This is a genomic window from Hymenobacter ruber (genome assembly GCF_054783255.1).
On sequence record NZ_BAAGQX010000004.1, the window covers coordinates 218,405 to 245,033 of the forward strand.

Annotated in this window: 27 protein-coding genes and 2 pseudogenes; 18 read left to right on the plus strand and 11 right to left on the minus strand. The window is 59.7% G+C overall.

The features are described from left to right. Window positions 1–52: 52 nt before the first annotated feature. The 3 genes from icd to ACYVM5_RS11410 all read left to right on the plus strand — a co-directional run bounded on the left by icd (window position 53) and on the right by ACYVM5_RS11410 (window position 3,158). Complete coding sequence (gene icd / locus ACYVM5_RS11400; protein ID WP_460618232.1) at window positions 53–1,318, plus strand: isocitrate/isopropylmalate dehydrogenase family protein; 1,266 nt, start codon at window positions 53–55, stop codon at window positions 1,316–1,318. Window positions 1,319–1,387: 69 nt separating this feature from the next. Continuing rightward, window positions 1,388–2,431: a hypothetical protein gene (locus ACYVM5_RS11405; protein ID WP_460618233.1), complete on the plus strand. Its 1,044-nt coding sequence runs from the start codon at window positions 1,388–1,390 to the stop codon at window positions 2,429–2,431. Window positions 2,432–2,756: 325 nt separating this feature from the next. Further along, window positions 2,757–3,158, plus strand: coding sequence for a hypothetical protein (locus ACYVM5_RS11410; protein WP_460618234.1), 402 nt, complete (start codon window positions 2,757–2,759; stop codon window positions 3,156–3,158). A gap of 19 nt (window positions 3,159–3,177) precedes the next feature. Here the strand turns inward: ACYVM5_RS11410 and ACYVM5_RS11415 are convergent, their stop codons facing one another. Continuing rightward, window positions 3,178–4,578, minus strand: coding sequence for a mercuric reductase (locus ACYVM5_RS11415; RefSeq protein WP_460618235.1), 1,401 nt, complete (start codon window positions 4,576–4,578; stop codon window positions 3,178–3,180). Between the two features lie 159 nt (window positions 4,579–4,737). Here ACYVM5_RS11415 and ACYVM5_RS11420 point away from each other — a divergent pair, with 159 nt between their 5' ends. Together ACYVM5_RS11420 and ACYVM5_RS11425 are read left to right on the plus strand one after the other, a co-directional pair. Beyond that, entirely contained in the window at window positions 4,738–5,472 is a 735-nt protein-coding gene (locus ACYVM5_RS11420) for a hypothetical protein (RefSeq protein ID WP_460618236.1), read from the plus strand. A gap of 206 nt (window positions 5,473–5,678) precedes the next feature. Next, window positions 5,679–6,458 carry a hypothetical protein gene (locus ACYVM5_RS11425; RefSeq protein WP_460618237.1) on the plus strand — a complete coding sequence of 260 codons (780 nt, stop codon included), beginning with the start codon at window positions 5,679–5,681 and terminating at the stop codon, window positions 6,456–6,458. A gap of 170 nt (window positions 6,459–6,628) precedes the next feature. Here the strand turns inward: ACYVM5_RS11425 and ACYVM5_RS11430 are convergent, their stop codons facing one another. From ACYVM5_RS11430 to sucD, 5 genes and pseudogenes are all read right to left on the minus strand, one after another. Continuing rightward, the gene (locus ACYVM5_RS11430) at window positions 6,629–8,314 is read right to left on the minus strand and encodes an IPT/TIG domain-containing protein (RefSeq protein ID WP_460618238.1); all 1,686 of its coding nucleotides are present in this window, start codon (window positions 8,312–8,314) and stop codon (window positions 6,629–6,631) included. Window positions 8,315–8,429: 115 nt separating this feature from the next. Continuing rightward, window positions 8,430–8,573: pseudogene (locus tag ACYVM5_RS11435) on the minus strand (succinate--CoA ligase subunit alpha); the annotation flags it as partial. A gap of 9 nt (window positions 8,574–8,582) precedes the next feature. Further along, entirely contained in the window at window positions 8,583–9,353 is a 771-nt protein-coding gene (locus ACYVM5_RS11440) for a hypothetical protein (RefSeq protein ID WP_460618239.1), read from the minus strand. Window positions 9,354–9,853: 500 nt separating this feature from the next. Then, on the minus strand, window positions 9,854–10,768 hold the full coding sequence (locus ACYVM5_RS11445) for a glycosyltransferase family 2 protein (RefSeq protein WP_460618240.1): 915 nt from the start codon (window positions 10,766–10,768) through the stop codon (window positions 9,854–9,856). A 125-nt stretch (window positions 10,769–10,893) separates the two neighbouring features. Then, window positions 10,894–11,775, minus strand: coding sequence for a succinate--CoA ligase subunit alpha (gene sucD / locus ACYVM5_RS11450; RefSeq protein ID WP_460618241.1), 882 nt, complete (start codon window positions 11,773–11,775; stop codon window positions 10,894–10,896). Between the two features lie 265 nt (window positions 11,776–12,040). Here sucD and ACYVM5_RS11455 point away from each other — a divergent pair. After that, window positions 12,041–13,015: pseudogene (locus ACYVM5_RS11455) on the plus strand (PLP-dependent cysteine synthase family protein); the annotation flags it as partial. A gap of 86 nt (window positions 13,016–13,101) precedes the next feature. Continuing rightward, window positions 13,102–13,500: a response regulator gene (locus tag ACYVM5_RS11460; RefSeq protein WP_460618242.1), complete on the plus strand. Its 399-nt coding sequence runs from the start codon at window positions 13,102–13,104 to the stop codon at window positions 13,498–13,500. Between the two features lie 122 nt (window positions 13,501–13,622). On the opposite strand, the gene ACYVM5_RS11465 is transcribed toward ACYVM5_RS11460, so the two are convergent. Both ACYVM5_RS11465 and ade read right to left on the minus strand, forming a co-directional pair. Continuing rightward, entirely contained in the window at window positions 13,623–14,126 is a 504-nt protein-coding gene (locus ACYVM5_RS11465; RefSeq protein WP_460618243.1) for a hypothetical protein, read from the minus strand. 85 nt (window positions 14,127–14,211) lie between these two features. Beyond that, window positions 14,212–15,879: an adenine deaminase gene (gene ade / locus ACYVM5_RS11470; protein WP_460618244.1), complete on the minus strand. Its 1,668-nt coding sequence runs from the start codon at window positions 15,877–15,879 to the stop codon at window positions 14,212–14,214. 87 nt (window positions 15,880–15,966) lie between these two features. Here ade and ACYVM5_RS11475 point away from each other — a divergent pair, with 87 nt between their 5' ends. The 5 genes from ACYVM5_RS11475 to ACYVM5_RS11495 all read left to right on the plus strand — a co-directional run bounded on the left by ACYVM5_RS11475 (window position 15,967) and on the right by ACYVM5_RS11495 (window position 19,213). Next, entirely contained in the window at window positions 15,967–16,116 is a 150-nt protein-coding gene (locus ACYVM5_RS11475; RefSeq protein ID WP_460618245.1) for a hypothetical protein, read from the plus strand. Window positions 16,117–16,150: 34 nt separating this feature from the next. Continuing rightward, a complete protein-coding gene (locus ACYVM5_RS11480) occupies window positions 16,151–16,960 on the plus strand; it encodes a hypothetical protein (RefSeq protein ID WP_460618246.1) in 810 nt (269 codons plus the stop codon). A 32-nt stretch (window positions 16,961–16,992) separates the two neighbouring features. Next, window positions 16,993–17,397, plus strand: a complete 405-nt coding sequence (locus tag ACYVM5_RS11485; RefSeq protein ID WP_460618247.1) for a hypothetical protein — start codon at window positions 16,993–16,995, stop codon at window positions 17,395–17,397. A 31-nt stretch (window positions 17,398–17,428) separates the two neighbouring features. Then, a complete protein-coding gene (gene cmk / locus ACYVM5_RS11490; protein ID WP_460618248.1) occupies window positions 17,429–18,121 on the plus strand; it encodes a (d)CMP kinase in 693 nt (230 codons plus the stop codon). A 210-nt stretch (window positions 18,122–18,331) separates the two neighbouring features. Continuing rightward, window positions 18,332–19,213: a 4-hydroxy-3-methylbut-2-enyl diphosphate reductase gene (locus ACYVM5_RS11495; protein ID WP_460618249.1), complete on the plus strand. Its 882-nt coding sequence runs from the start codon at window positions 18,332–18,334 to the stop codon at window positions 19,211–19,213. A 15-nt stretch (window positions 19,214–19,228) separates the two neighbouring features. On the opposite strand, the gene ACYVM5_RS11500 is transcribed toward ACYVM5_RS11495, so the two are convergent. From ACYVM5_RS11500 to ACYVM5_RS11510, 3 genes are read right to left on the minus strand one after another with little or no spacing between them, the layout of a single operon-like run. Further along, complete coding sequence (locus tag ACYVM5_RS11500) at window positions 19,229–19,954, minus strand: glycosyltransferase (RefSeq protein ID WP_460618250.1); 726 nt, start codon at window positions 19,952–19,954, stop codon at window positions 19,229–19,231. Further along, a complete protein-coding gene (locus ACYVM5_RS11505; RefSeq protein ID WP_460618251.1) occupies window positions 19,951–20,457 on the minus strand; it encodes a hypothetical protein in 507 nt (168 codons plus the stop codon). The genes ACYVM5_RS11500 and ACYVM5_RS11505 overlap by 4 nt, the downstream gene beginning before the upstream one ends. Beyond that, the gene (locus ACYVM5_RS11510; protein WP_460618252.1) at window positions 20,451–21,071 is read right to left on the minus strand and encodes a class I SAM-dependent methyltransferase; all 621 of its coding nucleotides are present in this window, start codon (window positions 21,069–21,071) and stop codon (window positions 20,451–20,453) included. The genes ACYVM5_RS11505 and ACYVM5_RS11510 overlap by 7 nt, the downstream gene beginning before the upstream one ends. Before the next feature lie 107 nt (window positions 21,072–21,178). Between ACYVM5_RS11510 and ACYVM5_RS11515 the strand changes: the two genes are divergently transcribed. The 6 genes from ACYVM5_RS11515 (at window position 21,179) to ACYVM5_RS11540 (ending at window position 26,611) form a co-directional block, all read left to right on the plus strand. Further along, window positions 21,179–22,234: a hypothetical protein gene (locus ACYVM5_RS11515; protein WP_460618253.1), complete on the plus strand. Its 1,056-nt coding sequence runs from the start codon at window positions 21,179–21,181 to the stop codon at window positions 22,232–22,234. A 50-nt stretch (window positions 22,235–22,284) separates the two neighbouring features. Then, window positions 22,285–23,022 (plus strand): hypothetical protein, encoded by a 738-nt coding sequence (locus ACYVM5_RS11520; RefSeq protein WP_460618254.1) that lies wholly within the window; start codon window positions 22,285–22,287, stop codon window positions 23,020–23,022. 300 nt (window positions 23,023–23,322) lie between these two features. Further along, window positions 23,323–23,634: a 2TM domain-containing protein gene (locus tag ACYVM5_RS11525; RefSeq protein ID WP_460618255.1), complete on the plus strand. Its 312-nt coding sequence runs from the start codon at window positions 23,323–23,325 to the stop codon at window positions 23,632–23,634. Between the two features lie 174 nt (window positions 23,635–23,808). Continuing rightward, the gene (locus ACYVM5_RS11530; protein ID WP_460618256.1) at window positions 23,809–24,285 is read left to right on the plus strand and encodes an ATP-dependent zinc protease family protein; all 477 of its coding nucleotides are present in this window, start codon (window positions 23,809–23,811) and stop codon (window positions 24,283–24,285) included. A 165-nt stretch (window positions 24,286–24,450) separates the two neighbouring features. Next, window positions 24,451–25,404 (plus strand): 30S ribosomal protein S6--L-glutamate ligase, encoded by a 954-nt coding sequence (rimK, locus tag ACYVM5_RS11535; RefSeq protein ID WP_460618257.1) that lies wholly within the window; start codon window positions 24,451–24,453, stop codon window positions 25,402–25,404. 244 nt (window positions 25,405–25,648) lie between these two features. Continuing rightward, window positions 25,649–26,611 carry a succinylglutamate desuccinylase/aspartoacylase family protein gene (locus ACYVM5_RS11540; protein WP_460618258.1) on the plus strand — a complete coding sequence of 321 codons (963 nt, stop codon included), beginning with the start codon at window positions 25,649–25,651 and terminating at the stop codon, window positions 26,609–26,611. The last annotated feature ends 18 nt before the right edge of the window (window positions 26,612–26,629 follow it).

Genomic DNA, 26,629 nt, shown 5'->3' on the forward strand with positions numbered 1-26,629 from the left:
TAAGGTCTTCGCTGCGCTCAGGATGACAGATTTACATAAACGAACACCCCACATGGCAGAGCAAAAAATCACCATTAAAAACGGCAAGCTGACCGTTCCGGACAAACCCACCATTCCCTTCATCGAGGGCGACGGGACGGGGCCGGACATTTGGCGCGCCTCCAAGCTGGTGTTCGACGCCGCAGTGGAAAAAGCCTACGGCGGCAAAAAGCAGCTGGTGTGGAAAGAAGTGCTGGCCGGTGAGAAAGCCTACAAAGCCACCACCAACTGGCTGCCCACCGAAACCCTCGATGCCTTCCGCGAATACCTCGTGGGCATCAAAGGCCCGCTGACCACGCCCGTGGGCGGCGGCATCCGCTCGCTCAACGTGGCCCTGCGCCAAGAACTGGACCTCTACGCCTGCGTGCGCCCCGTGCGCTACTACGACGGCGTACCCTCGCCCGTGAAGCACCCGGAGCTGACCGACATGGTCATCTTCCGCGAAAACACGGAGGACATCTACGCCGGCATCGAGTACATGAACGGCACGCCCCAAGCCCAGAAAATGCTCGAATTCCTGCAGGACGAGATGGGCGTGAAGAAAATCCGCTTCCCCGAGTCGTCCTCGTTCGGCATCAAGCCTGTGAGCAAGGAGGGCACCGAGCGCCTCGTGCGCGCGGCCATCAAGTACGCCCTCGACAACAAGAAGCCGTCGGTGACCATCGTGCACAAGGGCAACATCATGAAATTCACCGAAGGCGCATTCAAAACCTGGGGCTACGAGCTGGCCGAAAAGGAATTTGGTGCCAAGGTGTTCACCTGGGCGCAGTACGATAAAATCGTGGCCAAGCAGGGCGTGGCCGTGGCCGATGCGCTGCAAAAGCAGGCCGTGGAACAGGGCAAGCTCATCGTGAAGGACAGCATCGCCGATGCCTTCCTACAGCAGATTCTGCTGCGCCCCTCGGAGTACTCGGTGGTCGCCACCCTGAACCTGAACGGCGACTACATCTCCGATGCGCTGGCGGCCATCGTGGGCGGCATCGGCATCGCGCCGGGTGCCAACATCAACTACGTGACCGGCCACGCCATCTTCGAAGCCACCCACGGCACGGCCCCCAAATACGCCAACCAGGACAAGGTGAACCCCGGCTCGGTTATCCTCTCCGGCGTGATGATGCTCGAATACATGGGCTGGAAAGAAGCCGCTGCCCTCATCAACAAAGGCCTCGAAGCCGCCATCGCCAGCAAGCGCGTGACCTACGACTTCGAACGCCAGATGGAAGGCGCCACCCTCCTCAAAACGAGCGAATTCGGCCAGGAGATTATCAAGAATATGTAATAAAATTTTAGCAAAAAAAAGGAGGCTATATAAATAGCCTCCTTTTTTTTGCTAAAAATGACGAGTGTTATGCTAGACAAAATTAAAGAAGATTTCAAATCGTTTTATTTGCCGCTTATACTATCAATAGTAATTTCTTATGTATTCTACTTGATATCAATTAAAGACCGTATACCTGTATTTACCGCGGAGCCTTTAAAGACAAGGATAATTGATGCGAGTACCATTGCAAGTGCACCTATTCAGGTTATAGGCCCAAATTCTAGAGCAATAAAAAATGACTTATCTGCTGTTACATTTCATTTATGGAATAGAGGTGGAGAGGCAATAGATTCTATAGATGTGTTAAAACCACTTTACATATCTCTCAGTGATACATCGGCTAAGTTTATTGATATCAAAATAAATAAAGTATCTAGGTTGGACATTACTAGAGTAAATCTTGCTCTAGATAAAAGCCAAAAAAAGGTTTTAATAAATTTCGCTATTCTTGACGAAGGAGACGGTTTTACTTGTCAAACTATCTTTGAAGGCAATCCAAATAGTGAGCTAATAATAAATGGGGCCATTAAAGGTGTTAAAGGGTTCGATAATCCTAATGTTAGCGTCCTTGAATTCGCTAGCATAACAATAGCTCTTTGTGCATTGGCAACGCTAGCTATTATGTTAGCTGTGAAACTATTTACTTTATATGTTTACGTAACATACAAAGACAGATACGTGGATGACTTCTATTACTATCTAGATAAAAACCAATTGGAAAAAGCTGAAGTTTATACAGTAGAAGGTAAACGAGATAGTGAGATATTTAAACAATTATTCGATACCTATTCTCAAGACAAGGCTAAATTTAATCAAATATCCGAACAATATATAAAAGAAATACAGCAAAAGGCCAAGCACTATTTTGACAGACCTTTTATTGAGCATCCAGTTTGGGAGGCATTAAAGAAATTGCTTTATGTTATAGTATATATTGTTATTGGATTTAATACGTGGGCCTTGCTCAGGGAAAATCCTGGCATTACCAACCCCATCAATAAGTCTAACTATTATTTTATGATTAAGAACATAATCCAATCTGGATTGGCTGAAAGGCATGATAGAAGGTAAATAATGTGTGCTTGTAGAGCACATATTTAAAAAGGGCACCTACGCCATGCGCGGGTGCCCTTTTCCATGTCCAAATAACGCCCCGAAACCTAAGCCGCTTTCGGGCCTTTCGCTTCGGAGTCGCTGCCGCCCTGCTCGCGGCGCACTTGCTGGTGGATTTTGCGCAGCGTGTATTCTTGGCGTTGCCCTTGTCGGCGGTTTTGTAGAGGCTTCTACCGCCGTCGAGCAGGTGATTTATGGGGTTGTGATTAGGGCTTGCTTCTGCTAAACCGCCGGCCTTTCTTTGCGTACTGCTGTCATTTCTTCCACCGCATTTTTTGCCCTCATGCGCCTCCGCGACAAAGGTTTCTGGCTACTGGCTCTTGCCTCGGGCTGCCTGCTGCTCACCGCTTGGCTGCCCGCTCATCACAAGCTACTCTTCGTGAGCGAAACCGGCCATGTCGGCCACAGCCAAACGCTGAACGTGGTGCTCATTATCCTGCTCTTTGCGCGGTGGCGGCCGGCCCGCACGCTCACGCTGTTGCTGAGTGGCTGCCAATTCCTATTCGCCCTCCTGATAATGGCCTGGGTCTGGAAAACCGGCGAAAAATACGCCCCCGCGCCCTACGTCGGCTACAGCCTGGTAGCCCTGTTGCACCTCGTGGTGCTCAAGGTGCTGAATGATTCCCAGTCGGTGCGTGCCTTCCTGGACAAGCCGGCCAATACGCTGAACCAGCCAGCTACTTAATGCCGCTTCGGCGGCCGCATTATTCCCCCGGCTTTAGCCGCTGGAAGGCATTATTTAGCACCTCGGCCCAAGTAGGGTGGGCCAGAATCATGTCCTGCAAGTCCTGGTAGCGCAAGTTGCCCGCCATCGCCAGCTGGAACATGCTCATGATTTCGCCGCCCTGCTCGCAGAACACGGCCGCGCCCAGCAGCCGGTCATCCTCGCCCACCATTACCTCCACGAACCCTTCGGTTTCGCCCGTCTGCACCGCCCGCCCAATGGTACGGGCCGGCAGCCGGCTCACCCGGTAGGCAATACCTTGTTCCTTGGCCTGGTTCTTCGAGAGGCCGATGCGGCCCAGTTGCGGCTCCGTGAACACCACGTAGGGGAGGGGCCGGTGCGCGGTGGTGCGCTTGCTGCCGTGCAGCAGCGCATCGCGCACAATGCGGTAATCATCGTAGCTGACGTGGGTGAATTGCGGGCCGCCCTTCACGTCGCCCAGCGCGTACACGCCGCGCGTGCCGGTTTGCAGGTGCTCGTTTACTTCGATGTAGCCTTTTTTGTCGAGGGTGATGCCGGTGTGCTCCAGGCCGAGGTCTTTCGTGTTCGGCACGCGTCCCACGGCCACCAGCAGGTGGCTGCCGCGCAGGCGGCGCTCGCCGTCCTTGGTGGTCACGGTGAGGGTGATGGTGCCGTCGGCAGCGCGGGATACGCGGCGGGTTTCGGCGCTTAGCACCAGTTCCACGCCGGCTTCGGTGAGGCATTCTTCCAGCGGGTGGCTCACGTCGGGGTCTTCGCGGGACATCAGGCGGGGCTTGCTGTCGATGACCGTCACGCGGCTGCCCAGCCGCCGAAACATCTGGCTGAATTCCACCCCAATGTAGCTGCCGCCCAAAATAAGCAGGTGCGCCGGCTGTTCCTTGAGGTTCAGCAGCAGCGAGTCGCTGGTGAGGTAACCGCTGTCGGCCAGCCCCTCAATGTCGGGCACGGCGGCCGAGGTGCCGGTATTAATGAAGATGAGCGGGGCCGTGAGCTGCTGCTCGCCCCCGCCCACCAGCACCACTTGCAGCGAGTGCGGGGCCGTGAACTGCGCCCGCCCCCGAACGAGCGTGATGCCGTCGCGGTCCTCCGTAATCTTGCGGTGCAGGCTGTCGCGCGAGTTCTGGCGTAGGGTGTGCATTCGCTCAATTACGGCTCCAAAGTTTACCACCGGCTCCGGCGCTTCGATGCCCAGTTCGCCGGCCGTGCGCACATGGTGCGCCCGCTGGGCCGAGGCCAGCAGCGCCTTGGTGGGCGCACAGCCGTAGTTGATGCAGGAGCCGCCCAGAAAGTCGCTTTCAATGAAGGCCACGCGGCGGCCAGCAGCGGCTAGCGCATAAGAAAGCGGCGTACCGGCCTGACCGGCCCCAATAATAATGGCATCAAATGAATCGGCAGGCATAGCGCGCTTGGTGAAGGGATTGATTGCCCCTACATACGGCCCGGCTTACCTCAGTGACTGAGCCCGGCCCGGCAAATGCAGCAGAATGTCGGACAGAAACACGAAATTGCCGCGTCGGGCGTTGCCTGCCCCATTCTTTGCCCCGCCTCGCCCCGCTGTATGAAGCATTTGTTGCGTCTGACTTTCTTATTGGTTTCATCGGGCCTCACGGGCTGCGCCTCGCTGTATTTTCCGCCACCGCCGCACGCGCCCATGCTCACGCACCAGGGCGAGTTCTACGGCACCGTGAGCACCAACCAGCACACCAATTATGCCCTGCAAGGGGCCTACGGCCTCACCAACCACCTCGCGGTGGCCGGCACCTTCTCCTCCCTGCACCGCAAAAAATCCGATAAAACGGAAAACATTGACTTCGGCGAAGCCAGCCTCGGCTACTTCACCCGCCTGCCCGACAAGCGCGTGCTGGAAGTGTACGTGGGCGGCGGCGGCGGCAGCACCGAGCGCATCGAGCGCAACGAAGCCCAAATCACCACCCGCACCCTCGACGGCAGCCTGTCCAAGGTCTTCGCCCAGGTGAACTACGCCAAGAAGAAGCAAAAAAGCCTGCACCTCTTCAACCACGACTTCCCGCTCACCTACGGCGCGGCCATGCGCCTGAGCTACATGCAGCTCAACAACTTCAAAATCGACGGCCTGGCCGCCCCCGGCGAAAGCAACGTCTTCTTCGAGCCCATTACCTTCACCCGCACCCAACTATTCGGCCCGGTGCAGTTGCAGCTCATCAGCGGCCAGATTTTTGGCTTCCGCAGCAACAAGTATCTGAAAGCCGCGAATTCGGTGTTTCAGGTCGGGATTGTCATCAACCTGGATAAGAACACCACGCTGGATGATTAGCACGGGCACTTTTTGAGGCTGAAAAGACTATTTGTAAAGTCCTTTTCGGGATAATTATTCATTTGAAATACAGGTGATTATAAGCTGATATGGTTAAATGTTTAATGTTTGAAAAGTCTGTTTAGCGAAATAATTGACTTGCCGAAGGTGACTGGCTGCTGCTTCCTTTGAGGCATAAGTCCACGTTTCCATTTTCGCTAAAGTCCATGAAGCTCCGCTACTCTTTTGCCCTGCTGCCCGTCGTTGGGGCAGCCTTTCTCACCAGCTGCGCCGTGTATGTGCCCACTGTGCCCAGCACGCCGTTGGTCACCAAAGCCGGTGACGTTGAAGTAACCGCCGCCGTCCGGGGGCTTTCCAGTCTGGAAGTGGGCGGTGCGTGGTCGCCGGCCGCGCACGTCGTGGTCACCGGCGAAACGGCCCTCATGGTGAGCAACGGCAGTGAAACCGTCAACGGCAGCACCTGGAAATACACCAGTGTGCACAAGCAGGCCGGGGTAGGCGTGGGCACCTATCGGCTGGTGGGCGCTGAGCAGAAGGGCTATTTGGGGGCCATCGGCGGTTTCGGGCTCGCCAAGGCCAACGTGTACGACCCGCACGCCGACGACCTCATCATCCCCATCTTCGGCAAGCGGCCCACTACCTACTTCGAGGCCACGTATCAGCGCTACTACGGCCAGCTCTACGCCGCCCACCTGGGCGAAGTGGTGAGCTACGGGGCTTCGGCCCGCGGCACATTTGTGCACTACAGCCAGCTCCAGCGCAACTACGAAGCCATTGCCTCGCCCACCAATTTCTTTATCGAGCCTACCTTATTTCTGCGGGCGGGCCGTGGGCCGCTGCAATTTCAGGGCACCCTCGGGTTTTCCATTCCCACGCACGTCGATGCCGGCAGTGAAAGCCAGCGCAACCTGTCGCCCGTGTCCATGCTCATTAGTGCCGGCGTGGTGCTGCGGCCCCAACTGTTCCGGCACCGCGCCGACGATTAGGCTAAGCAACGTCCAGGCAATTGGCAACAAAAAGGCCCCGGCGATGTATCGGGGCCTTTTTGTTGCCAGTTGCCAGGACGGACATGCCGCCCAGCATGCGCAGCACATTAGTGCCAATCTTGGCGACCGAGCCTACGAACTGAGTACCGCTCGCGCACCCAGCGTGACACTTATTGAATGAGTAGCCGCAGGGTACGTGCGCCAGTCGGCGTTTCGCACTGGAGCAAGTAGAGCCCTGCTGGCAAGCGTGACGGAATCGACAGCATCCCACTCGCCGGCAGCACGGTCGCAGGCAGCAGCAGCCGGCCAGTCAGGTCGTATAAACTCGTCTTCGCTAGCCCCATTTCAACGCCCCGAACCGTGATTTGGTCGTGGGCCGGATTGGGGAAAATGGTCAGTTCGGGCAACGCCTGCGCGGTCTGCGTAGCGGTTCCCACGCGGTAATCGGTGATGCCAACGTCGTCCAGATTGATGCGCGGGTTGGTGGCGGCTGCCGTGTTGGTGCTGCTGAAACGCAGGCGCACATTGCCGGCGCGGTTGACGATAAAGGAGTACGGCGTGAGGGTGCTGGTAAGCGTTGGCGCCGGATTGCTGCCCAGCAGGCTGGTGTAGGTCACGCCGCCATCGGTCGAGATTTCAGGCACGAACGAAGCGCCGGTTTCCGTGGCGTAGGTGGCAGCGCTCACCGTCACCACGCCCGCGCCGTTGGGTTTGTCGGTGTCCATTTCAAGGAGCCCGGCCCCGCGCAGCCGCGCCGATTTGAGGCCGTTAAACTTATCGATTCCGGCGGAGGTGCCAATCAGGGCTTCGCTCATTGTCCAGCCACCGCTCTGGAGCTGCACCGAGGCCGGCGTATAGGCCGTCTTGGTGCCGGTTTCAAAGTCCTCGAAGAACGGCGGCCGGGCGGGCGGCACTACAAATTGCGTAGGGCTCACGGCCCCACCGTTGCCATTCGTAAGCGTGATGAAGCCGGAGGTAGCCCCGGCTGGTACCTGCACATAATACGCGCCCATGCTTGGCGTCTGCGGCACGATGGTTACGGGTGTGCCATTAAAGGCAATTACGCTGCCTGTGCCACCCGGTACGTCCAGGTTCCGGCCCATGATGGTGACAAGCGTACCCGGGGCACCGCTGGTAGGCGAAAAGCTCGTGATAACCGGAGGGCTGGGGTTAATGGTAAAAAACTTCATGCCGCCACCGCCACCGCCGCCCGGTGGTGGGTTGCCAGCATAGAAATACGAAACCACCGGAGCTGCCACGCTGGGCAGCGTAACCAGCGCCGTGAGCTGCGTAGAGGAAACGTAGTTGGCGGTGATGTTGCTGGAGCCGGCCTGAAAACTAACGGAAGCTCCCGGCACAAATCCGCTGCCAAAAAAGGTGATGAGTACTTGCGTGCCACCGGGGACGGAGGTGGGGGAAATGCTTGTAAGCATACTGGCCGGATTGGGGGTGGGGGCCGCTGTCACCGTGCCGGATACGGCCACATTCTGGGTAGTGGCCCCGGTGCTTGCAATGGTAACCATTCCGCTTGCTGTGCCCAGCGCGGCCCCGGTCATGCGCACATACAGCGGAATGTTGGCGACGCTGCCATTCGATTGGGTCAGAATTTGGCTGGCGGCGAAATTAAAGCCGGAGGTCCACGACACTTCAAAGCCGGCAGGCGCAGTAGCTGTCACATTGCCAGTCAGGCTGGTTCCATTCACCAACACGCTTTGCTGGGCCGAGGGCGTACCTACCCCCGTAGTAAAGCCCGCCAAGGTGCCGGGGGATGCCGTCAGAGTAGCTTGGCCGCTAGCCACCAAACTGGTGAGCAATAGCGCCAGTAGCTGGAAAAAACAGGTAAAAATTTGGCGCATACTGCTGCTGGAAAAGAAGGTGAAGGATAGATGAAGGTAAATAAAAAAGCTCCGGCCGCAATGGCCAGAGCTTTTTCAAGGAGCTAATACTGAAAGTGGTAGGGACCTGTTTGCCGCCCAGCACGCGCAGCATGGTATCGCCAATCTCGGCGGGCGAGTCCACCACGTGGATGCCGCACTCGCGCATGATGGCCATTTTAGCAGCGGCCGTATCGTCGGCACCGCCTACGATGGCCCCGGCGTGGCCCATGCGGCGGCCGGCGGAGCGCTACTGTAAACCAGCAACAAGTGGCTGATTTTGTTGGCTGAGTAGCGAGTTGATGTGGATGGTGTAGTGTGATTCGGCAGGCAAAAAGCCTTCTTGTATCAACATCCGCTGCACACCATGATTCTGCACTTGAGTAGTGCCATGAACCCACTTACGCCCGTGGCTCTGCGTGTATTGCTTAATGTGGCGTACTAGGTCGCCACCAAGACCAGGGCTGGCAGCACCCGGCCGCGCCCCCATCAGCATACCATCGCCATAATTATCATGCAACGCAATGGTAGTGAGAGCTATGGCTCGATTGTCAAGGTAAAACAGAAAGCACGCTTTATCCGGAGTAGTAGAACGCAGGAAGCTCAGGGCCCACTCCTGGTAGCCAGCCAATACCAATTGCGGGTCGAAGAGAGGATTAGTGTTGTAGTGGGTGTGGTAATTGTTAAATATTACTTCCACCAATTCCTCTAATTCCGGTTGGTCATCGGCTGTAGCCCGACGCACTACCAGCCGCGGGTTGCGCAGGGGCTGCGGCGGAGAGGTGCGCATATCACACTTAAAAGTGAGGACCGTATCGGCCATCACCAGCGGATAGGGGAGTAAGGCGCTCAACTGCGCCAACTTATGCGGCTTGCTCGTTGGAACACGCAGGATAGCTACATCAACCTGCTCATCTGCAATAGTGCGCAGCAATGCTTCAGGAACTAATTCACTGGCCGTGCCCCGCAAAATACGTAAGTTGAAACGTGCGCTCTCAAGTGGACTGTAGGATATGTTCATTCGTTGAAATAAGAAAAGATATCCAGCAAATAACGGTGTCAGGTTGACACCGCGGTATCGCATATTCATGCGATATAGAGAACAACTTTGTATTCTTGTAAGTATTCGATTATGATAAGTTTGAAAAAAATATAGTTCTGGTTGGGTGATAGATTGAGCGAGTGCTGATTGAGCAAGTACTGAAGGCTAGCAGGGTATCCGGCCATACCGCTGCATAGCGAGTTAAACCGAAAGTGAATTCTCCATTCGGCTAAGGGTATGAATGCAGCTAGCGCAAGCGGAGGAAACAGCCAAGAGGGCCGGTGCTACGGTGTACTGGCCGTAAGCTAGTGCTACCTGCGCGGTCATATTGTGGCTGAGCACTATAACTAGGTATAGCAGGGTATATAAACAGGGCAATTTGGTGGAGCAACGGTGTGGGATACACAAAGCCGATTTGCCTACTGATGCCGTCTTATAAAATGGGTCTAATGTAGTCCAGAAAACAAGTCATAAGTGGTTTAGGGTGTTTTGCGTGCCTCATTGCGCACCACGTATAAAGGACGGTTTTTGACACTATCAAAAACGCGGGATACATATAGCCCCACGATGCCAAGCGCCGTCAGGCTCAGCCCCCCCCAAAGCCAAACGCTGACCACCAACACTGCCAGCAGAAGCCCCGAATGACCTAGTAAGCCTTGACCCGCGAGCCAGACCGCCCCCACCAGTGCCCCCGCAACAATAATTGCACCCAGCTTCACCAAGAGTCGCAGTGGCTTGTCGCTGTAGGCCAGTATTACCGCAATGGCTAAGCGTACCAGTTGGCCCAGACGGTAGCCGCTGGTGCCATGTTTTCGCGCGGCGTGCTGTACATCCAAGGCACCCTGCCGAAAACCAAGCCACCGCACCTGCAGCGGAAAAGCCCGTGTGGGCTCACGCACTTGTCGCAATGCCGCCACTACTCGGCGGTGAAAGACCCCGAAATTTCCCGTTGTGGGGTCACTCACCGGTCCTCCAAGCCACTCCAGCAGCCAATAAAACGAGCGGCCCAGCAACTGCTTGGTAGCGGTGTCCTGCCGATTGGCCCGGCGGCCAAAAACAACATCCAGCCCGTGTTGCTGGGCGTAGGCATACATTTTAGGAATTTCGGCGGGTATGTCCTGCAAGTCACAGTCCATCACAGCTACCCACTCGCCCGTCGCACGGTCAAGGCCCGCCGTAATGGCCGTGTGCTGTCCAAAATTGCGGCTCAGATTCAAGCCCAGCAGCCGAGCATCATTAGCGGCCAATTCTTCAATCAGTGCCCAACTCGCATCGGGACTGTGGTCATTCACCAATATAACTTCATAATCATCCGTAATCCTTTCCAAAGCTGCCGTTAGTTGGCGGTGCAACTCTGGTAGAGCCGCCGCGCAGCCGTAAACTGGGATTACCACGGAAAAAAATGGTGGGTTGCTTTCCAAAGGTGCCACTTATCTGAACTTAACAGTACAACAAAAGCGAAAAAGGAAGCCCCAGCCTTGGCCGGAGCTTCCTTTTTCGCAATATGAGGAAGCGCTGATTACTTACCGCCCAACACGCGCAGCATGGTATCGCCAATCTCGGCGGGCGAATCCACCACGTGGATGCCGCACTCGCGCATGATGGCCATTTTAGCAGCGGCCGTATCGTCGGCACCACCTACGATGGCCCCGGCGTGGCCCATGCGGCGGCCGGGAGGAGCCGTCTGGCCGGCGATGAAGCCTACCACGGGCTTCTTGTTGCCGGTTTCTTTAATCCAACGCGCCGCTTCGGCTTCCATGCCGCCGCCGATTTCGCCAATCATCACGATGCCTTCCGTCTCGGGGTCGTTCATCAACAATTCCACCGCTTCTTTGGTGGTGGTGCCGATGATGGGGTCGCCGCCGATGCCGATGGCCGTGGTCTGGCCCAGGCCGGCTTTGGTGAGCTGGTCCACCGCTTCATAGGTCAGCGTGCCCGACTTCGACACAATGCCGATTTTGCCTTTCTGGAAAATGAAGCCGGGCATGATGCCCACTTTGCACTCGCCGGCGGTCATCACGCCGGGGCAGTTCGGCCCAATCATCGTGATGCCCTTGCGGTCCTTCAGGTAATGCTTCACAGCAATCATGTCCTTGGTCGGGATGCCTTCGGTGATGGTTATAATCACCTTGATGCCCGCGTCAGCGGCTTCCATGATGGCGTCGGCGGCGAAAGCCGGCGGCACGAAAATGATGCTGGTGTCGGCACCAGCCTTCTCCACGGCCTCGGCCACGGTGTTGAACACGGGACGGCCGAGGTGCTCGGAGCCGCCTTTGCCGGGCGTCACGCCGCCCACCACGTTGGTGCCGTAGTCCATCATCTGTTGGGCGTGGAACGAACCCTCGGAGCCGGTGAAGCCCTGTACGATAACCTTGGAATCTTTATTGACCAGAACGCTCATTCGGAGGTGTTTTTGGGATATTGATGGAGTGGGGGAGGGAAGCCCGGACGGGCAACGGTGGTGCAAAAGTAGGGGATTTTGGGGCTAGGGCAAGGTGGCAGCTGTGCAATCCATTGAACGTCATGCCGGGCATTGCCAGCAGGACGTGCAGCGCGTCATTGGCCCGCCATTCTTTTTGCGTTCCCAAACCGGCTCAACCCCGCCCCGCCGCCGAAATCCTTACCTTTGCAGTCTCACATCCCATCTCCCCACCCATCATTTTTCGATGTATTTCAACCACGTCATTGAGGCCGTCGGCCACACGCCCCTCGTCAAGCTCAACAAAGTAACCGACGGCATTAAAGGCACCGTGCTGGCCAAGGTCGAGTATTTCAACCCCGGCAACTCGGTGAAGGACCGCATGGCCATCCGCATGATTGAGGACGCCGAAAAAGCCGGCATCCTCAAGCCCGGCGGCACCATCATCGAAGGCACCAGCGGCAATACCGGCATGGGCCTGGCCCTGGCCGCCATCGCCAAAGGTTACAACACCATCTTCGTGATGAGTGACAAGCAGAGCAAGGAAAAGCAGGACATCCTGCGGGCCGTGGGTGCCCAGGTGGTGGTATGCCCCGTGGATGTAGCGCCCGAAGACCCGCGCAGCTACTACTCGGTGGCCAAGCGCCTCAGCGAGGAAACGCCCAATTCCTTTTATCCGAACCAGTACGACAACCTCTCGAACGCCGCTGCGCACTACGACACCACCGGCCCCGAAATCTGGGAGCAAACCGAGGGCAAAATCACGCACTGGGCGGCCGGCGTGGGCACGGGCGGCACCATCTGCGGCGTGAGCAAGTACCTCAAGGAGCAGAACCCGGCCATCGTGGCCATCGGCCTCGACACCTACGGCTCGGTGTTCAAGAAATACAAGGAGACGGGCATTTTCGACGAGAACGAAATCTACCCCTACAAAACCGAGGGCATCGGCGAAGATATTTTGCCCAAAAATGTAGACTTCGATGTTATCGATTTGTTCATTAAAGTAACCGACGAGGACGCCGCCGTGATGACGCGCCGCCTGGCCAAGGAAGAAGGCTTGTTTGTGGGCTGGAGCTGCGGTTCGGCCGTTTTTGGAGCCTTGGAATACGCTCGCGAGCACCTGAAAGAGGGCGATACGATGGTGATTATTCTGCCCGACCACGGCACCCGCTACCTCGGCAAAATCTACAACGACGACTGGATGCGCGCCCAGGGCTGGCTATAAGTCAGCCGGGCCATTGCGGGAGCGCAGTCGGGTTGTTATCTTCGTAAAAGCTTGTTTATTAGCACTACAATATGTCTACTAATTTGAATCACATTGTACTCGTTGACGACAACGAAACCACGAGCTTTCTCAACAACCGGCTGCTGGGCCGGCTGGCGGTGGCCGACCACGTGAGCACGTTTTCGCGGGCCGATGAGGCTTTCGAGCAGCTCTGGGGCGACAACAACGCCGAGAGCAGCGTGCCCGCGCCCGACCTCATATTCGTCGACCTGAAAATGCCCGGCGTGTCCGGCTTTGAGTTCCTGGAGCTCTACAATGCCCTGCCCCAACCCGTGCAGGACCAGACCGTAATGGCCGTGCTCACCACGTCCATGCACGGGGCCGATACCGCCCGCGTGGCCCAATACCCCAACGTGGAATACCTCACCAAGCCCCTCACTGAGGAGAAGATGCGCAAGCTGCTGGAAAAGCGTTTCCAGTAAACGCTGTCACTGCGAGCGTAGCGAAGCAATCCGTCCTGTTCTCAGCGACCAGCCTTGAGATGTGACAAAGTCCTTTTCAATAAAAAAAGCCCCGGCACTACGCAGTGTCGGGGCTTTTTATTTTACAATCCATCCAATACCTGGAAAATCCCGGTCTTCTTCTTTTTGAGGAAAATATACCGCACCGAAACCGCCGTGGGAAATCGGTTCCAGTCGGCCGAGCCGTATTCGATGGTGGGCTTGAAATCGAAGGAAACGACGAAGGGAATGAAGGCAATTTTGTATTCGACGCCCGCCAAGCCATCGAAGCCCCAGAAGTTGCCGGTGTCGCGGTTGTTGCCGTAGTGGCCGCCCGCGCCAAAATAATAGTTCAGGCTGGGGCCCAGGATGCCGAAGTGACGCTCGGCCAGCACCGTGGCGCTGCGCTCGCGGGGCGCAAACATACCCAGGCCTTCAATGGTGGTTTTGGGCAGAACAAGCTGCTGAATAGTGATGCCGTAACTGCTGCCGTCGCTGCGGATGCCAGCCGCCGTGCGGTACTTCTGGGCCGCGGCGGGTTGGGCCAGTAACGTGGTCAGCAGCAGGCAGCCGATGAAAGCTGGAGAATGAATGGGCAGCAGTTTCATAACAAATAGGTAGGGAGCGGGGGTGTACCCAGTAGGGCTTGCCCCCGCTCCCTACGCAGAAACCGCGCTAAAAATTGCGCCGCACTTATTCCGCCGCGTCCACAAACGCGAACTGTTGGCCATCGAACAAACCAAGGTCGCTTAGCTTGAGACTAGGAATAACGAGTAGCGCCATGAACGAAAGCGTCATAAACGGCGCACCCAGCGGCGAGCCCAACTCCCGGGAAAGCGCATCGACGGCCTTATAAGCGCTGGCTACGGTCAGCCCGCTCTGGTCCGACATAAGGCCGGCCACCGGCAGCGGCAGCAGTATTTCCTGGCCGTCGGCCCCCACGGCGGCCAGGCCGCCTTTTGCCTGGATAACCAGGTTCACGGCGCGGGCCAGGCTTTCATCGTCGCAGCCCACGGCGGTGATGTTGTGCGAGTCGTGGCCCACGCTGCTGGCCAGCGCGCCATGCTTTAGCCCAAAGCCGCGGATGAAGGCAATGGCTGGCGCGACGTGCGGCTGGTAGCGGTTGATGACGGCAAGTTTGAGCACATCCTCGCTCACATTCGGTACTATCAGTCCGTTTTCGACCGTGGCCGGCAAGTCCACGCGGGCCGTAATGAGCTGGCCGTCGAAGCACTCAATAACGCGTACAGTAGGAACCTTTGCGGTCTGCGGCTCGGGTACCATCATACGAAAATCCTGCGCCGTCACGGGTTGGGCGTGGAAGTTATTGACCACGGCAATGGGCGCGGCGGGCAGCAGCGACTGGCCGTTTTCAGCCACCAGCTCGCCGTTGAGGTAGGTTTGCAGCACCTCGAAATCGCGCAGGTCCTTCACCACGATGAAGTCGGCGGGGTCGCCTTCGCCCAGCAGGCCCACGGGCAGGTGGTAGTGCTTCACGGGGTTGATGCAGGCCACGCGCAGCACGTTGAACACGTCGTTGCCCAACGCCACGGCCCGTTGCACGAGCTGGTTGATGTGGCCCAGCACGAGCGTATCGGGGTGCTTGTCGTCGGAGCAGAACATGAGGTGGTGGTAATGCTCGGGCATCAGCTCGATGAGGGCATCGAAATTGCGGGCCGCCGAACCCTCGCGGATGAGGATTTTCATGCCCACGGCCAGCTTATCGAGCGCCTCGGCGGCGGTGAAGCACTCGTGGTCGGTGCTGATGCCGGCGCTGGCGTAGTGGGCCGCGTCGTCGGCGCGCAGGCCGGGGGCGTGGCCGTCCACGGGGCGGCCGGCGGCGTGGGCCAGAGCAATTTTGGCCATCACGTCGGCGTCGCGGTGCAACACGCCGGGCCAGTTCATCATCTCGGCCAGGTAGCCGATTTTGGGGTTTTCAAACAGCTTTTTGATGTCGGCGGCCGTGATTTCGGCCCCGGCCGTTTCAAACGGCGTGGCCGGCACGCAGCTGGGCGCGCCAAAGCAGAACTTGAACGGCGAATGCGCCGCGTTTTCCAGCATGAACTCCACGCCGGCCACGCCCAGCACGTTGCCGATTTCGTGCGGGTCGCTCACGGTGGCCACCGTGCCGTGCGTTACGGCCAGGCGGGCAAATTCGGTGGGCACCAGCAGCGAGCTTTCGACGTGCACGTGGGCATCTACAAAGCCGGGCATTATGTAAGGCAGGGCAGGGTCGGCCTCGGCGTCATTAATGGGGGCAATGGCGGCGATGCGGCCGCCTTCAATCTGAACAACGGCGGGCTGAATGGAACGGGCGAAGATGTCGACGACGTTGGCCGTGAGCGAGAAATCAACAGGCATGGGAAGAGGCTGGAGCGAAAAGCAAACCGGCCCACTGCCGGTTTTGCGTCGGCAAAGAACCTTATATTTGACAAAAAACCGCTTCCGGTGAAAAAGAACCTTGCCCTTTTGATGCTCGTGCTGCCCCTGTTGCTGGCCGAGGGCGGCTGTGCCCGCCGCACTGCCCAACAGAAAAAAACTTCTTGGTACCGGCACCACAGCGGCGGCAAGTCGGTGCCGTGCCCCTGCGGGCACTAGGCAACCATTGGCGGCCCGGTTGGCTCTCGTTGGTATGAAATCCTATTCGTTCCGCATTGCGGCCCTGCTGTTACTAACGGCCGCTGCTGCCCAGGCGCAGGTACCGCGGCGCTATCCGGCGCCCGGCGGCACGCCCTCGACCAGCCAGCCGCACGACTACCCGCTCACACCCGCGCCGCGCTACGCGACTGGTGGCCACTCAGGCAGCTACCGCCTGCCCGACGGCAGCTGGCATCCGGCCGAAATATTCGGCCCCGACATGCCCGACCGCGTGCGCCTGCGCCCCGAAAACCTGCACGATTACGCCCTGTTTCTGCCCAGCGAAGTGCCCGCCTACGTGGTGCGGGGCGATACGTTCGTGACGGCGCCGGCTTTTGTGCGGCGCAAGGGCCACCAGCTTGTGCCCGCCAGCTATGCCCAACGCATGTACCGCGACGCGGGCTACGAAGTGCTGATTTACCAGGCCCCCACACCCGAAACTCTGCGGGCATTCAACACGCCGGCGGTGCCCAATGGGCCGGTGGTATCATCGGCGGGCGCATTGCCGGCTACGCCGGTAAGTCCGGCCGATGCTTACAGCAACAGCTTCTTCGGGGCGCTGCTGGATTTATTTATTTTCCCCCGGGCTTACCAGACCGTGCTGCTGCGCCACGCGGGCCAGGTGCAGGAGCTGCCCGCCAAAACACGCCGTTACCGCCAGCTCATGCTGGCTTTGCTGGCCGATGACCCGGCGGTGTGCGCCCAATTGCGGGCGGGCCAGCTGGCCACGCGCCGGGAAGCACCGCAACTGCTAGCCGCTTATGCCGCGCACCGCCGCGAGGCCCTGCTGCAGGCCCGCAAATAACCCGGGCGGCCGTTTCTGGTTTACTTTGCCTTATGTCTGAACCCACGCCATCTCCCCTCGATTCTATTAATGCCGCCGCCGAACAGGTGCGGCAGCAGTTGAACTTAAAGGCTTTCGATGCCGAAAGTGTGGCCCATCTGGATAATTTTATTCAGGCGCAGCGGGGCATTTTGGGCGCGGCCGAGCGGCCGGGCGTGGTGCTGGCGCTGGGCTGCTTCCTGGGGCAGTGCCTGGTGGAGGTGTACCGGGGCGAATGGGGCACCGGCAAGGATGGCACGACCGGCGTGGGGCTGGGCGGTCGATTTTTTTTTAACCCCTTTTATTTGGTCGATGCGCAACTGAATGAGGGAGAAAGCGCGTCCGTCGCGGCCTTTTTTGCCTCCGTTCCGCAGCGGTTGAAGACCCCGCCCGCCGCTCGTAAGGCTTGGATTTCGTAATCTTGCGGGGCCAATGGCCGCCCGCGTCGTTATGAAACAACTCGTTATCGCCATTGACGGCTACTCCTCCTGCGGTAAAAGCACCACCGCCAAAGCCGTGGCGGCCCTGCTGCACTATGCCTACGTTGATACCGGGGCCATGTACCGCGGCGTCACATTGTACCTGCTGGAGCAGGGCATCGACTTTGCCGACCTGGCCCGCATCGAGCAGGCCCTGCGCGAAATCAGCATCAGCTTCCGCCGCAACCGCCGCACGGGCCGCAACGAGCTGTTTCTGAACGGCGCGAACCGCGAAGACGACATCCGCCAGATGCGGATTTCCAACTCCGTGAGCGAAGTGTCGGTCATCCCGATGGTGCGGCACGCCATGGTGGCCCAGCAGCAGCAAATGGGCCGCAAGCGCGGCGTGGTAATGGACGGCCGCGACATCGGCACTACGGTATTCCCCGATGCGGAAGTGAAAATCTTCATGACCGCCGAGGTGGAGCTGCGCGCCCGCCGCCGTCAGGACGAGCTGGCCGCCAAAGGCGAGCACGTGCCGCTCGAAGACATCATCGAGAACCTGCGCAAGCGCGATTACCTCGACTCGACCCGCGCCGAAAGCCCCTTGCGCCGCGCCGCCGATGCGGTGCTGCTCGATACGACGCACATCACCATCACCGAACAGGTCGATTTTGTGCTGGACCGGGTGTCGTCGGCGCTGTTTGCGGCGGGGTGGGATTAAGCACCAGAAATCGGCTGTCATCCTGAGCGCAGCGAAGGACCTAATTACGCTTGTGCCGGTTTGAAATTATTGCGAACTGTTCTGGCGTGATAAGGTCCTTCGCTGCGCTCAGGATGACAGAATTGCGCGACCAACACCGTACACCGCCCGGCCGCCGTACCTTTGCGCCCGGCGAACTCCTCGCCGCCGCAGTGATGTTAAAGGCACAGCATGAAGGTCACGATTGATAAAAATTCCGGCTACTGCTTCGGCGTAGAATTCGCCATTCAGATGGCGGAGGATGAATTGGCGCACGAAAAAACACTCTATTGCCTCGGCGATATCGTGCACAACAGCATGGAAGTGGAGCGCCTGCACCAGCAGGGCCTGCGCATCATCGACCGCGAGCAGCTCGCTCAGCTGCACGACTGCAAAGTCCTCATCCGGGCCCACGGCGAGCCGCCGGAAACCTACCAGCTGGCCCTGCAAAACAACCTGGAGCTGATTGACGCGAGCTGCCCGGTGGTGCTCAAGCTGCAAAACCGCGTGAAGCACGCCTTCGACCTGAGCCAGCGCCAGGACGGTCAGATTGTGATATACGGCCAGCCGGGGCACGCCGAAGTGGCCGGTCTCACGGGCCAGACCGGCAACCGCGCCATCATTGTGATGAACGAGGCCGACCTCGACCAGATTGACTTCGCGCGCCCCGTCACGCTGTTCAGCCAGACCACCAAAAGCACGGCCGGCTTCTACAAGATGAAGGCCCTGATGGAAGCCCGCATCCAGGCTGCCGGCGGCGAGCTGGATAGCTTCGATGCCAACGACAGCATCTGCCGGCAGGTGAGCAACCGCGAGCCGGCCCTGGCCAGATTCGCGGCCGAATACGACGTGGTGCTCTTCGTGAGCGGCCGCAAAAGCTCCAACGGCAAAGCCCTGTTCTCGGTGGTGAATGCCGTGAACCCGCGCAGCTACTTCATCGAAAACGAAACCGAAATCGACGAAGAATGGCTGGTGGGCGCGCAGTCGGTGGGCATTTGCGGGGCCACCAGCACCCCGCTGTGGCTGATGAAGCAGGTGGCCGAGCGCGTGGAAGGCGTGGGCGAGCCGGCGTAAAAGCCGCACCCATTCTTAGCGCACCCGGCGTGGCCGGCGGCGCTGAAGCAGCCGCCGGTACACGCGCAACAGCGTGGGCTGCGGCGTACCGGCCAGAAACAGTGTTTGCACAGCCAAATGCGTAAGCTCGGTGCGCAACACGCCGTGCACCACGTATTTGCGGGCCGAGGTGACGACGCTTTGCGGCATCACCACGAAGCGGGCTTTGTGCTTGATGCGAATGGGCAGCTCGACATCTTCCATCAGCAGCATTTGCTCGTTGAAGCCGCCCAATTGGTCGAAAAGGGCTTTTTCAACAAATAAACTTTGGTCGCCGAACTGGAAGGCCGGGGCATTGAAGCGCGAGCACCAGCCACTGAACAGCAGCACCGGGTGGCGCACATCGAAGCGCAGGCGGAAGCAGCCGCTGCGGTAGCCCCGCGCCCGGTAGTGCCGGATGAGCCGCCCAAAACCGGCCGGGGGCAGGGTATCAGCGTGCAGGAAATAGAGGATGCTGCCGTGGGCCTGGCTGGCGCCGAAATTGAGCTGCGCGGCCCGCCCGGGCGTGGGGGCGGGCAGGGCGCGGGCACCGTGAGCGGCGGCCAGCGCGAGGGTGTCGTCGGTGCTGCCGCCGTCGCTCACCAGCACCTCGTAGGCAATGCCCGCGCCCACGGTGGCGTGCACGTGGGCCAGCGTGGCGGCAATGCTGTGCGCCTCATTCAGCGTAGGAATGACGACGGAAAGGAGGGGCGACGGGCTCATTTTACCCACACATCAGAAAGCAAAACCATGGCTACGAACACGGCCATGGCCAGCTTGTAGCGCTTCGAGAGGTGCCGCATGATGGGCGCGGCGGTGGTTTCGGCCACTGCGGCGGGCATTTGCTTGGCTAGGCCACCGAGGGCGGCGAACGCGCCCAGCGCCAGCAGATAGAACAGGACGTCGAGCGGGTCGAAGGTGCCGTCGGTGAAATGCAGTAGCTGCACGGCTTCGATGCCCAGCGCCAGGGCCAGCGGCAGCAGCGTGAGCCGGCGGCTGGCCGAGAGCGTGCCAATCCAGAGGAAGGCAAATAGCCAGAGCGCGCCCGGCAGGTTGTAAACAAACCACGCCGCCTGCGGCAGGTGCAGCATGGGCGGCTTGGCGGGCCAGAAAGCCAGCAGCACCTGGTTCACGATGGTGTCCGGGGAGCGGAACACGGCGTAGATGGTGAAGCTGATGAGCAGCGGCAGCAGGCAGTAGAGCAGCGTTCGGCGCGTGGTTAGCATGGGGGCGAAAGGGGTTTTTGGATGTGCACGATGCGCCAGTAGCCAGCCCGGCCGTGGCGAATTCGCACAGTAGCATCGGGCGCCAATAGCGGACTCAGCGGGAAGAACGACTTAAAGCCCAGGAGCTTGCCCGCCGGGGTGAGCAGGCGGTCGAGTTGCCGGAGCGGGCCGCGCTCGGGCGTGAAATGGTTGAGCAAATAAATGTGTCCACCGGGCCGCAGCGACGCGTAATAGGCGTTGAGCAGTTGGCCGGGATTCTCTACTACCGACAGCGAGTTGCAGAACACCACGTGCTCGAACCGGCCGGCCTCGCGCTGGAAATCCTCGCCGGCGGCGTGCTGCAAGTCAACCTGCACTTCAGGGTGCTCGGCGGCTTTTTTGCGGGCCCGCTGCAGCATGGGCAGTGAGCAGTCGATGGCCGTGACCTGCTTGCGCGGGTCATAGTAGGGCAGCGAAATGCCGGTGCCCACGCCCACTTCCAGCACGTTGTCGCCGGCTTCGGCATTCACGGCGGCTACCAGCCGGCGCACCAGCGGCTGGTAAAACCAGAGCAGAGCCGCGTCGTAGATGCGCGCCAGAAAGAAATAGCGGAAATTACTCAGCTGCGTACTCATGGCGGCGCGTTGGGGCCGGAACGCCCGGCGATGCAACGACCAAGTTACGGGCCGCCGCCCAAAGTGGCGACCCTGGCGGTGAAGCATTTCCGCCTATCTTTAACTACATGTCCGTCTCCTCCGAAACTTCGCATGTTGGCCCGGCCCTGAAGGCCAGCCACCCCACGCCCGCCGTGCTGCCCGCCGCCCGCCGCCGCCGGGGCGTCCGGGCCGGCCTCTACAACGTGAAAGGGTTGATTAACATCATTCGGGGCGACATTATTCACAACACCATCGGGGCCTTCCACGTGCTGCGGTTGTGGCACGTGCAGAAGCTCGCCTCCGGCCTGGTGGGGCGGCAGCACGCCTGGGCCACCGGCCTCGACCCCGCCACCGGCCAGCCCGTGTGGCCCCAGAACGTGGTGTTTCGGACCACGCCCACGCCGGGGGCGGGCTACGAGCCCGACGAAACCATTCTATCCAAAGTGGGCAGCTTCTTATCCGACATGGTGAAGAAGTCGACCCCGGTGCCGGAAATCCCCCACGGCCCCGAGCGCCGCATGCCCCACGTGGTGAACTACCTGCACGGCTCGGTGCACTTCAATGGCATGTGGCTTCTGTTTAACGACTTTGCCGAGGCTAAACACTTTTTTGCCGATGCCAGCTTCCGGCGCGAGTTTGTGCGGCTGGTGCGGCGCGAGCGGCGCGAAGTGACGCTGGTGTTCCGCGAGCGCAAGTATGACCCCGTGGAGTACGCCTATTTTTCGGGCTTCATCATGGCCAATTTCCCGTGGTTTGCCAACGTGAACGGGCCGGGTAAAAAGGTGATGTGGGGCAACCCCGCGCCCTACGCGGCCATGAACATCATCAACGGCAGCTGGGTGCGCGACGTGGACGCGTTGCGCCGGGGGCGGCCCACGTTCCTGCGCCCGCCGCTGGTGGCCGAGCAGTATTTCGCGGCCAGCTACGGCCAGCCGGTGCCCGGTTCGCACTTCGTGGAGCGCCTGGTGGCTTTTGTGGAGAACGAGTGGGTGCGCCGTCGGGGCTTCAACGCCGGCCTGTTCTTCATCGACCGCAAGCAGATTGACCCCCGCATCTACGAGAAGTACCAGGCCGATAAAGCGTCGCTGAACGCCCGGCAGACGGCCGTGCCCAGCCCCTTTGCGCCCCCGCCCGAGGATTAAGCAAACGTGCGCAGGTGCTTAACTTTGGTAAAAATCCTTTCTATTTACCAATGAAAGCATATTTACTCCTGGCAACTGTGCTTGGGCTGGCTACCACCGGCCGCGCCGACGCCCAGCAAACTGCACCCGTTCCGGCCGCGCCGGTGGTGGCTGCCGCCCCGATAGCCGACGATTCGCTGGCTGCCGCCGTGGGCACCAATTACCTCGACAACACCATTCGCGGTTTTGGAAAGGCCGAGATTACGGGGCCCGATGGCAAGACGCACTTTGTGTGGATTCCGGTGAACCTGATGGGCTTCAACAAGTACCTGCCTTTCCATCGGCACAAGGAAGACCTTGACCGGTTTGGCCGCGAACCGTTCAGCATTGATGTAGACAAAGTGCAGTCCATCAAAGTCAACGGATTGTATCAGGAGCACATGGTACTGAATGGCAAGCGCAAGCACCTCATTGCCACGCGTGTGGTGAATGGCCCGGTGGAACTCTTCAACTACACCGAAGTTGTGAATACGGCCGCTGCCATGGCCCCGGTGGCGGGCATGGCGGGCGGCGCGCTGATGGGGGCCACCGGGCTGGGCGGCTTTCCCGACCGGCAGTGGTTTTTGCGTCGCGCCGGCGAGGACCTGGTGAAGGTGGGCCGGGGCGATTTTGTGGCCCAGATGACGGCTTATTTTCACGACGACCCCGAGCTGCTGTCGGTCCTCAATGCCGGTCAGCTGCACTACCGCGATATGGTGAAGCTGGTGCAGGGCTACAACGAGTACCGCACCCGGCCGGCGGCCAAATAGCGCGTCTGCGCCGCCAGCGCCCGCCGGATGGCGAGCGGGGTGGCGCTGTGTAAGCGAGTGGAAAGGGGAGGAGAGGAATGACATGTGGAAACGACTGTAATGAAAGACAGATTACTGCGATTCATTCCCGGCATTGCAACTGCGGCCGCTGTTACTGTGTAGGTGGCGGCCCGCAGTTCAGCCCCCGCTTTCGACGCTTGGGAAGCCTTTTCCAACCGTTCGGCAACGGCGGCTTGTGGCCGAATCCGGCCGGTCATTACCTTTAAATCATCAATTCCAACCAACCTCATCCCCAAGCTCATGGAACCCCTGCAACGCGACCCCTACCTGTGGCAAAAGGCCAAAGCCCGCGCCAAATTTCAAGCGCACCTGGTGTCCTACCTGTCGGTGAACGGGATGCTGTGGGTTATCTGGGCGCTCACCGAGTCGCACCATTCGCGTCATTCTGAAATTCCCTGGCCGCTGTGGGTCACCGCATTCTGGGGCATTGGGCTGATTGCGCGCGGCGTGGCAGCCTACGGCGGCTTCAGCTACGAGCAGCGCGCCCAGCGCGAGTACGAGCGCCTGACCCAGGAGCACGGCCGCCCCGACCCGCTGGACAAGTACCGCTAGGCCTGGGCAACACATACAGAACGTCATGCTGAGCGGCGTCAACGCATCGCTACTGCCGTAGTAATCCAATCGATTAGGTTTACTATTGCAGTAGCGATGCGTCGACGCCGCTCAGCATGACGTTTTTTAGGCCCGTATGCTACTGGCTTACTTATCCCGCCTGCCCCTCACCGCATGAACCGACCCGTTAAGCGCATCCTCGGCCGCCGCGAGCTGGTTGATTTTCCGGCCTTCGCTCTTGGTGGCATCGAGGCCAAGGTGGATACCGGCGCGTACACCAGCGCCATTCACTGCTCCAATATTCACATCGAAGCCCTCGCCGGCCAGCCGCCCGTGCTCATGGTGAACCTGCTCGACCCCGGCCACGAAGGAGCCGACGGCCGCCCGCTGGTTTTCACGCAATTCGCCCTGCGCGATATCCGGTCCAGCAACGGCGAGGTGCAGGAACGCTACGTTATTCGGGCGGTGGTGCAGCTCTACGGCGAAGCTTTTGAGGCCGATTTTTCGCTTTCTGACCGCTCCGACATGAAATATCCCGTATTGCTGGGGCGCAGCCTGTTGCGGCAGGGCCGGTTTGTGGTAGATGTGGCCAAGCGCAACCTTTCGTACAAATTCCTGGCCCGCGCCACCGCCCGGCGCGCCCGTCCCTGACTAATTTTGTGGTGAGGGTTACGATTGTCATCCTGAGCTTGCGAAGGACCTTATCACGGCTGACCGGTTTGCAGTAATTTCAAAACGATGCACACGTGACAAGGTCCTTCGCAAGCTCAGGATGACAAACGCCCCCACCACCCCCACCTCACCCAACCCTCCACGATGAAACTGGCCATTCTCTCGCGTGAGCCCAAATCCTACTCCACCCAGCGGCTGGTGGAGGCCGCCGTCGCGCAGGGCCACGAAGCCGTGGTCATCGACCACCTGCACTGCAACCTGGTGCTGGAAAAAGGCCATCCCGGCATCATCTACAAGGGCGAGGCGCTGGAAGGTTTCGATGCCATCATTCCGCGCATCGGGGCCTCGGTCACGTTCTACGGCACGGCCGTGGTGCGGCAGTTTGAGATGATGAAGGTGCGTACCGCCGTCGATAGCCAGGCCATTGTGCGTTCGCGCGACAAGCTCCGCTCGATGCAAATTCTGAGCCGCGCCGGCGTGGGCATGCCCAAAACGGCCTTCACCAACCACTCCGAAGACGTGCCCGCCATGATAAGCCAAGTGGGCGGTGCCCCGGTCATCATCAAGCTTCTCGAAGGCACCCAGGGCCTGGGCGTGGTACTGGCTGAGTCGGCCAAGGCCGCGCAATCGGTTATCGAAGCCTTTCACAACCTCAAGGCCCGCATCATCGTGCAGGAATTCATCGCCGAAAGCAAGGGGGCCGACCTCCGCGCCTTTGTGGTGGATGGCGAAGTGGTGGGGGCCATGAAGCGGCAGGGCAAGGAAGGCGAGTTCCGCTCAAACCTGCACCGGGGCGGCTCGGGCACGCTCGTCAAGCTCAGCCGGGCCGAAAAGGCCGCCGCTTTGCTGGCCACCAAAGCCCTCGGTCTCGGCATTGCCGGCGTGGATATGCTGCAAAGCAAGCGCGGCCCGCTGGTGCTCGAAGTCAATTCCTCACCTGGCCTGGAGGGCATCGAAAAAGCCACTAAGCAGGACATCGCCGGCCGTATCATCGAGTACACGGCCAACCTTGCTACGAAGAAAAAAGAGAAGCCCAAACCCAAAAAAGGCTCCGTGCAGGCGGTGGATGCCCAATCGGACGTGCCCGCGGGTAAGTAGGAGCGGGGGAGGGGAACAACTCCCCTCCTTGGTAAGGAGGGAGCATTTTCGCGCAGCGAAAATCGGGGTGGTTGTGGGCGTTGAACGGCTCGCAGTTGGTCCGCTGTATTTCGCGGTTGATGTGCTCTGGCATCGTTCTGGCTTTGCGATTATCACTTAACGCCTACAACCACCCCAGTTTCAGCTTCGCTGAAACCTCCCCTCCTTGGTAAGGAGGGGGGTTAAATGCCCTCCTCCTCCGCCTATGCCACCCACCGCCCCCAATGCCATTAATCTCAACGGCCTCACCATTCAGCCCGGCGAGCGGGTGCTCACGCGGCTGGTGATTTCGAAGCTGCCTTCGGGCACGGTGATTGACGTGCCGGTACACGTGCTGCGGGCCGTGGAGCCCGGCCCCACGCTGCTGCTCATGGGCGGCATGCACGGCGATGAAGTGAATGGCATCGAAACCATCCGGCGGCTGGTGCGGCGCGAACTGCTCACGCCGCTGCGGGGCACGGTCATCGCCATTCCCATTCTCAACATCTACGGCTTCCTGAATTTCAGCCGCGACGTACCCGACGGCAAGGACGTGAACCGCTCGTTTCCGGGCTTCCCGCGTGGGTCGCTGGCCGGGCGCGTGGCCCACCGCTTCATGCGCGAAATCATGCCCCTGATTGACTACGGCATCGATTTTCATACGGGCGGCGCGGCGCGGTCCAACTTCCCGCAGGTGCGCGCCCTGCTGGGCATCGACCCGGAGGTGGATGCCATGGCGGCGGCCTTTGGCGCGCCCTTCACGTTGCATGCGGGGCTGCGGGGCGGCTCATTGCGCGAGGCGGCGCAGGAGTTGGGCAAGCGCATCATCGTGTACGAAACCGGCGAAAGCCTGCGGCTCGATGAGCCCGGCATTGAGGAGGCCGTGGCGGGCACGCTGCGGGTGCTGCACCACCTGGGCATGGGGCCTGAAGCACCCGCGCCGGCCCGGCCGGGCATCATCTGCCGGCGGCATACGTGGCTGCGGGCGCGGTTTGCGGGCCTGTTCCGGGCGCACGTCGAGAACGGGCAGTTTATTGAGAAGGGCCAGATTTACGGTTCCATCGCCGACCCTTACGGCACGCAGTCGGTGCGCCTGGAATCGACCCTGAGCGGTTACGTCATCGGACTGAACTACATGCCCGTAGTGAACCAGGGCGATGCCCTGCTGCACATTGCCGTGCCACAGTAAGGGGCATCTGTCATTGCA

Excerpts from the sequence above, each read along its gene's own strand:
- ACYVM5_RS11530 (WP_460618256.1), top strand. The coding sequence starts at position 23,809 with ATGAACCGACCCGTTAAGCGCATCCTCGGCCGCCGCGAGCTGGTTGAT.
- icd (WP_460618232.1), top strand. The coding sequence starts at position 53 with ATGGCAGAGCAAAAAATCACCATTAAAAACGGCAAGCTGACCGTTCCG.
- ACYVM5_RS11485 (WP_460618247.1), top strand. The coding sequence starts at position 16,993 with ATGTCTGAACCCACGCCATCTCCCCTCGATTCTATTAATGCCGCCGCC.
- ACYVM5_RS11495 (WP_460618249.1), top strand. The coding sequence starts at position 18,332 with ATGAAGGTCACGATTGATAAAAATTCCGGCTACTGCTTCGGCGTAGAA.
- ACYVM5_RS11465 (WP_460618243.1), bottom strand. The coding sequence starts at position 14,126 with ATGAAACTGCTGCCCATTCATTCTCCAGCTTTCATCGGCTGCCTGCTG.
- rimK (WP_460618257.1), top strand. The coding sequence starts at position 24,451 with ATGAAACTGGCCATTCTCTCGCGTGAGCCCAAATCCTACTCCACCCAG.
- ACYVM5_RS11520 (WP_460618254.1), top strand. The coding sequence starts at position 22,285 with ATGAAAGCATATTTACTCCTGGCAACTGTGCTTGGGCTGGCTACCACC.
- ACYVM5_RS11480 (WP_460618246.1), top strand. The coding sequence starts at position 16,151 with ATGAAATCCTATTCGTTCCGCATTGCGGCCCTGCTGTTACTAACGGCC.
- cmk (WP_460618248.1), top strand. The coding sequence starts at position 17,429 with ATGAAACAACTCGTTATCGCCATTGACGGCTACTCCTCCTGCGGTAAA.
- ACYVM5_RS11500 (WP_460618250.1), bottom strand. The coding sequence starts at position 19,954 with ATGAGCCCGTCGCCCCTCCTTTCCGTCGTCATTCCTACGCTGAATGAG.
- ACYVM5_RS11440 (WP_460618239.1), bottom strand. The coding sequence starts at position 9,353 with ATGAACATATCCTACAGTCCACTTGAGAGCGCACGTTTCAACTTACGT.
- ACYVM5_RS11425 (WP_460618237.1), top strand. The coding sequence starts at position 5,679 with ATGAAGCTCCGCTACTCTTTTGCCCTGCTGCCCGTCGTTGGGGCAGCC.
- ACYVM5_RS11540 (WP_460618258.1), top strand. The coding sequence starts at position 25,649 with ATGCCACCCACCGCCCCCAATGCCATTAATCTCAACGGCCTCACCATT.
- ACYVM5_RS11415 (WP_460618235.1), bottom strand. The coding sequence starts at position 4,578 with ATGCCTGCCGATTCATTTGATGCCATTATTATTGGGGCCGGTCAGGCC.
- ACYVM5_RS11430 (WP_460618238.1), bottom strand. The coding sequence starts at position 8,314 with ATGCGCCAAATTTTTACCTGTTTTTTCCAGCTACTGGCGCTATTGCTC.
- ACYVM5_RS11410 (WP_460618234.1), top strand. The coding sequence starts at position 2,757 with ATGCGCCTCCGCGACAAAGGTTTCTGGCTACTGGCTCTTGCCTCGGGC.
- ACYVM5_RS11515 (WP_460618253.1), top strand. The coding sequence starts at position 21,179 with ATGTCCGTCTCCTCCGAAACTTCGCATGTTGGCCCGGCCCTGAAGGCC.
- ade (WP_460618244.1), bottom strand. The coding sequence starts at position 15,879 with ATGCCTGTTGATTTCTCGCTCACGGCCAACGTCGTCGACATCTTCGCC.
- ACYVM5_RS11420 (WP_460618236.1), top strand. The coding sequence starts at position 4,738 with ATGAAGCATTTGTTGCGTCTGACTTTCTTATTGGTTTCATCGGGCCTC.
- ACYVM5_RS11510 (WP_460618252.1), bottom strand. The coding sequence starts at position 21,071 with ATGAGTACGCAGCTGAGTAATTTCCGCTATTTCTTTCTGGCGCGCATC.
- ACYVM5_RS11505 (WP_460618251.1), bottom strand. The coding sequence starts at position 20,457 with ATGCTAACCACGCGCCGAACGCTGCTCTACTGCCTGCTGCCGCTGCTC.
- ACYVM5_RS11525 (WP_460618255.1), top strand. The coding sequence starts at position 23,323 with ATGGAACCCCTGCAACGCGACCCCTACCTGTGGCAAAAGGCCAAAGCC.
- sucD (WP_460618241.1), bottom strand. The coding sequence starts at position 11,775 with ATGAGCGTTCTGGTCAATAAAGATTCCAAGGTTATCGTACAGGGCTTC.
- ACYVM5_RS11405 (WP_460618233.1), top strand. The coding sequence starts at position 1,388 with ATGCTAGACAAAATTAAAGAAGATTTCAAATCGTTTTATTTGCCGCTT.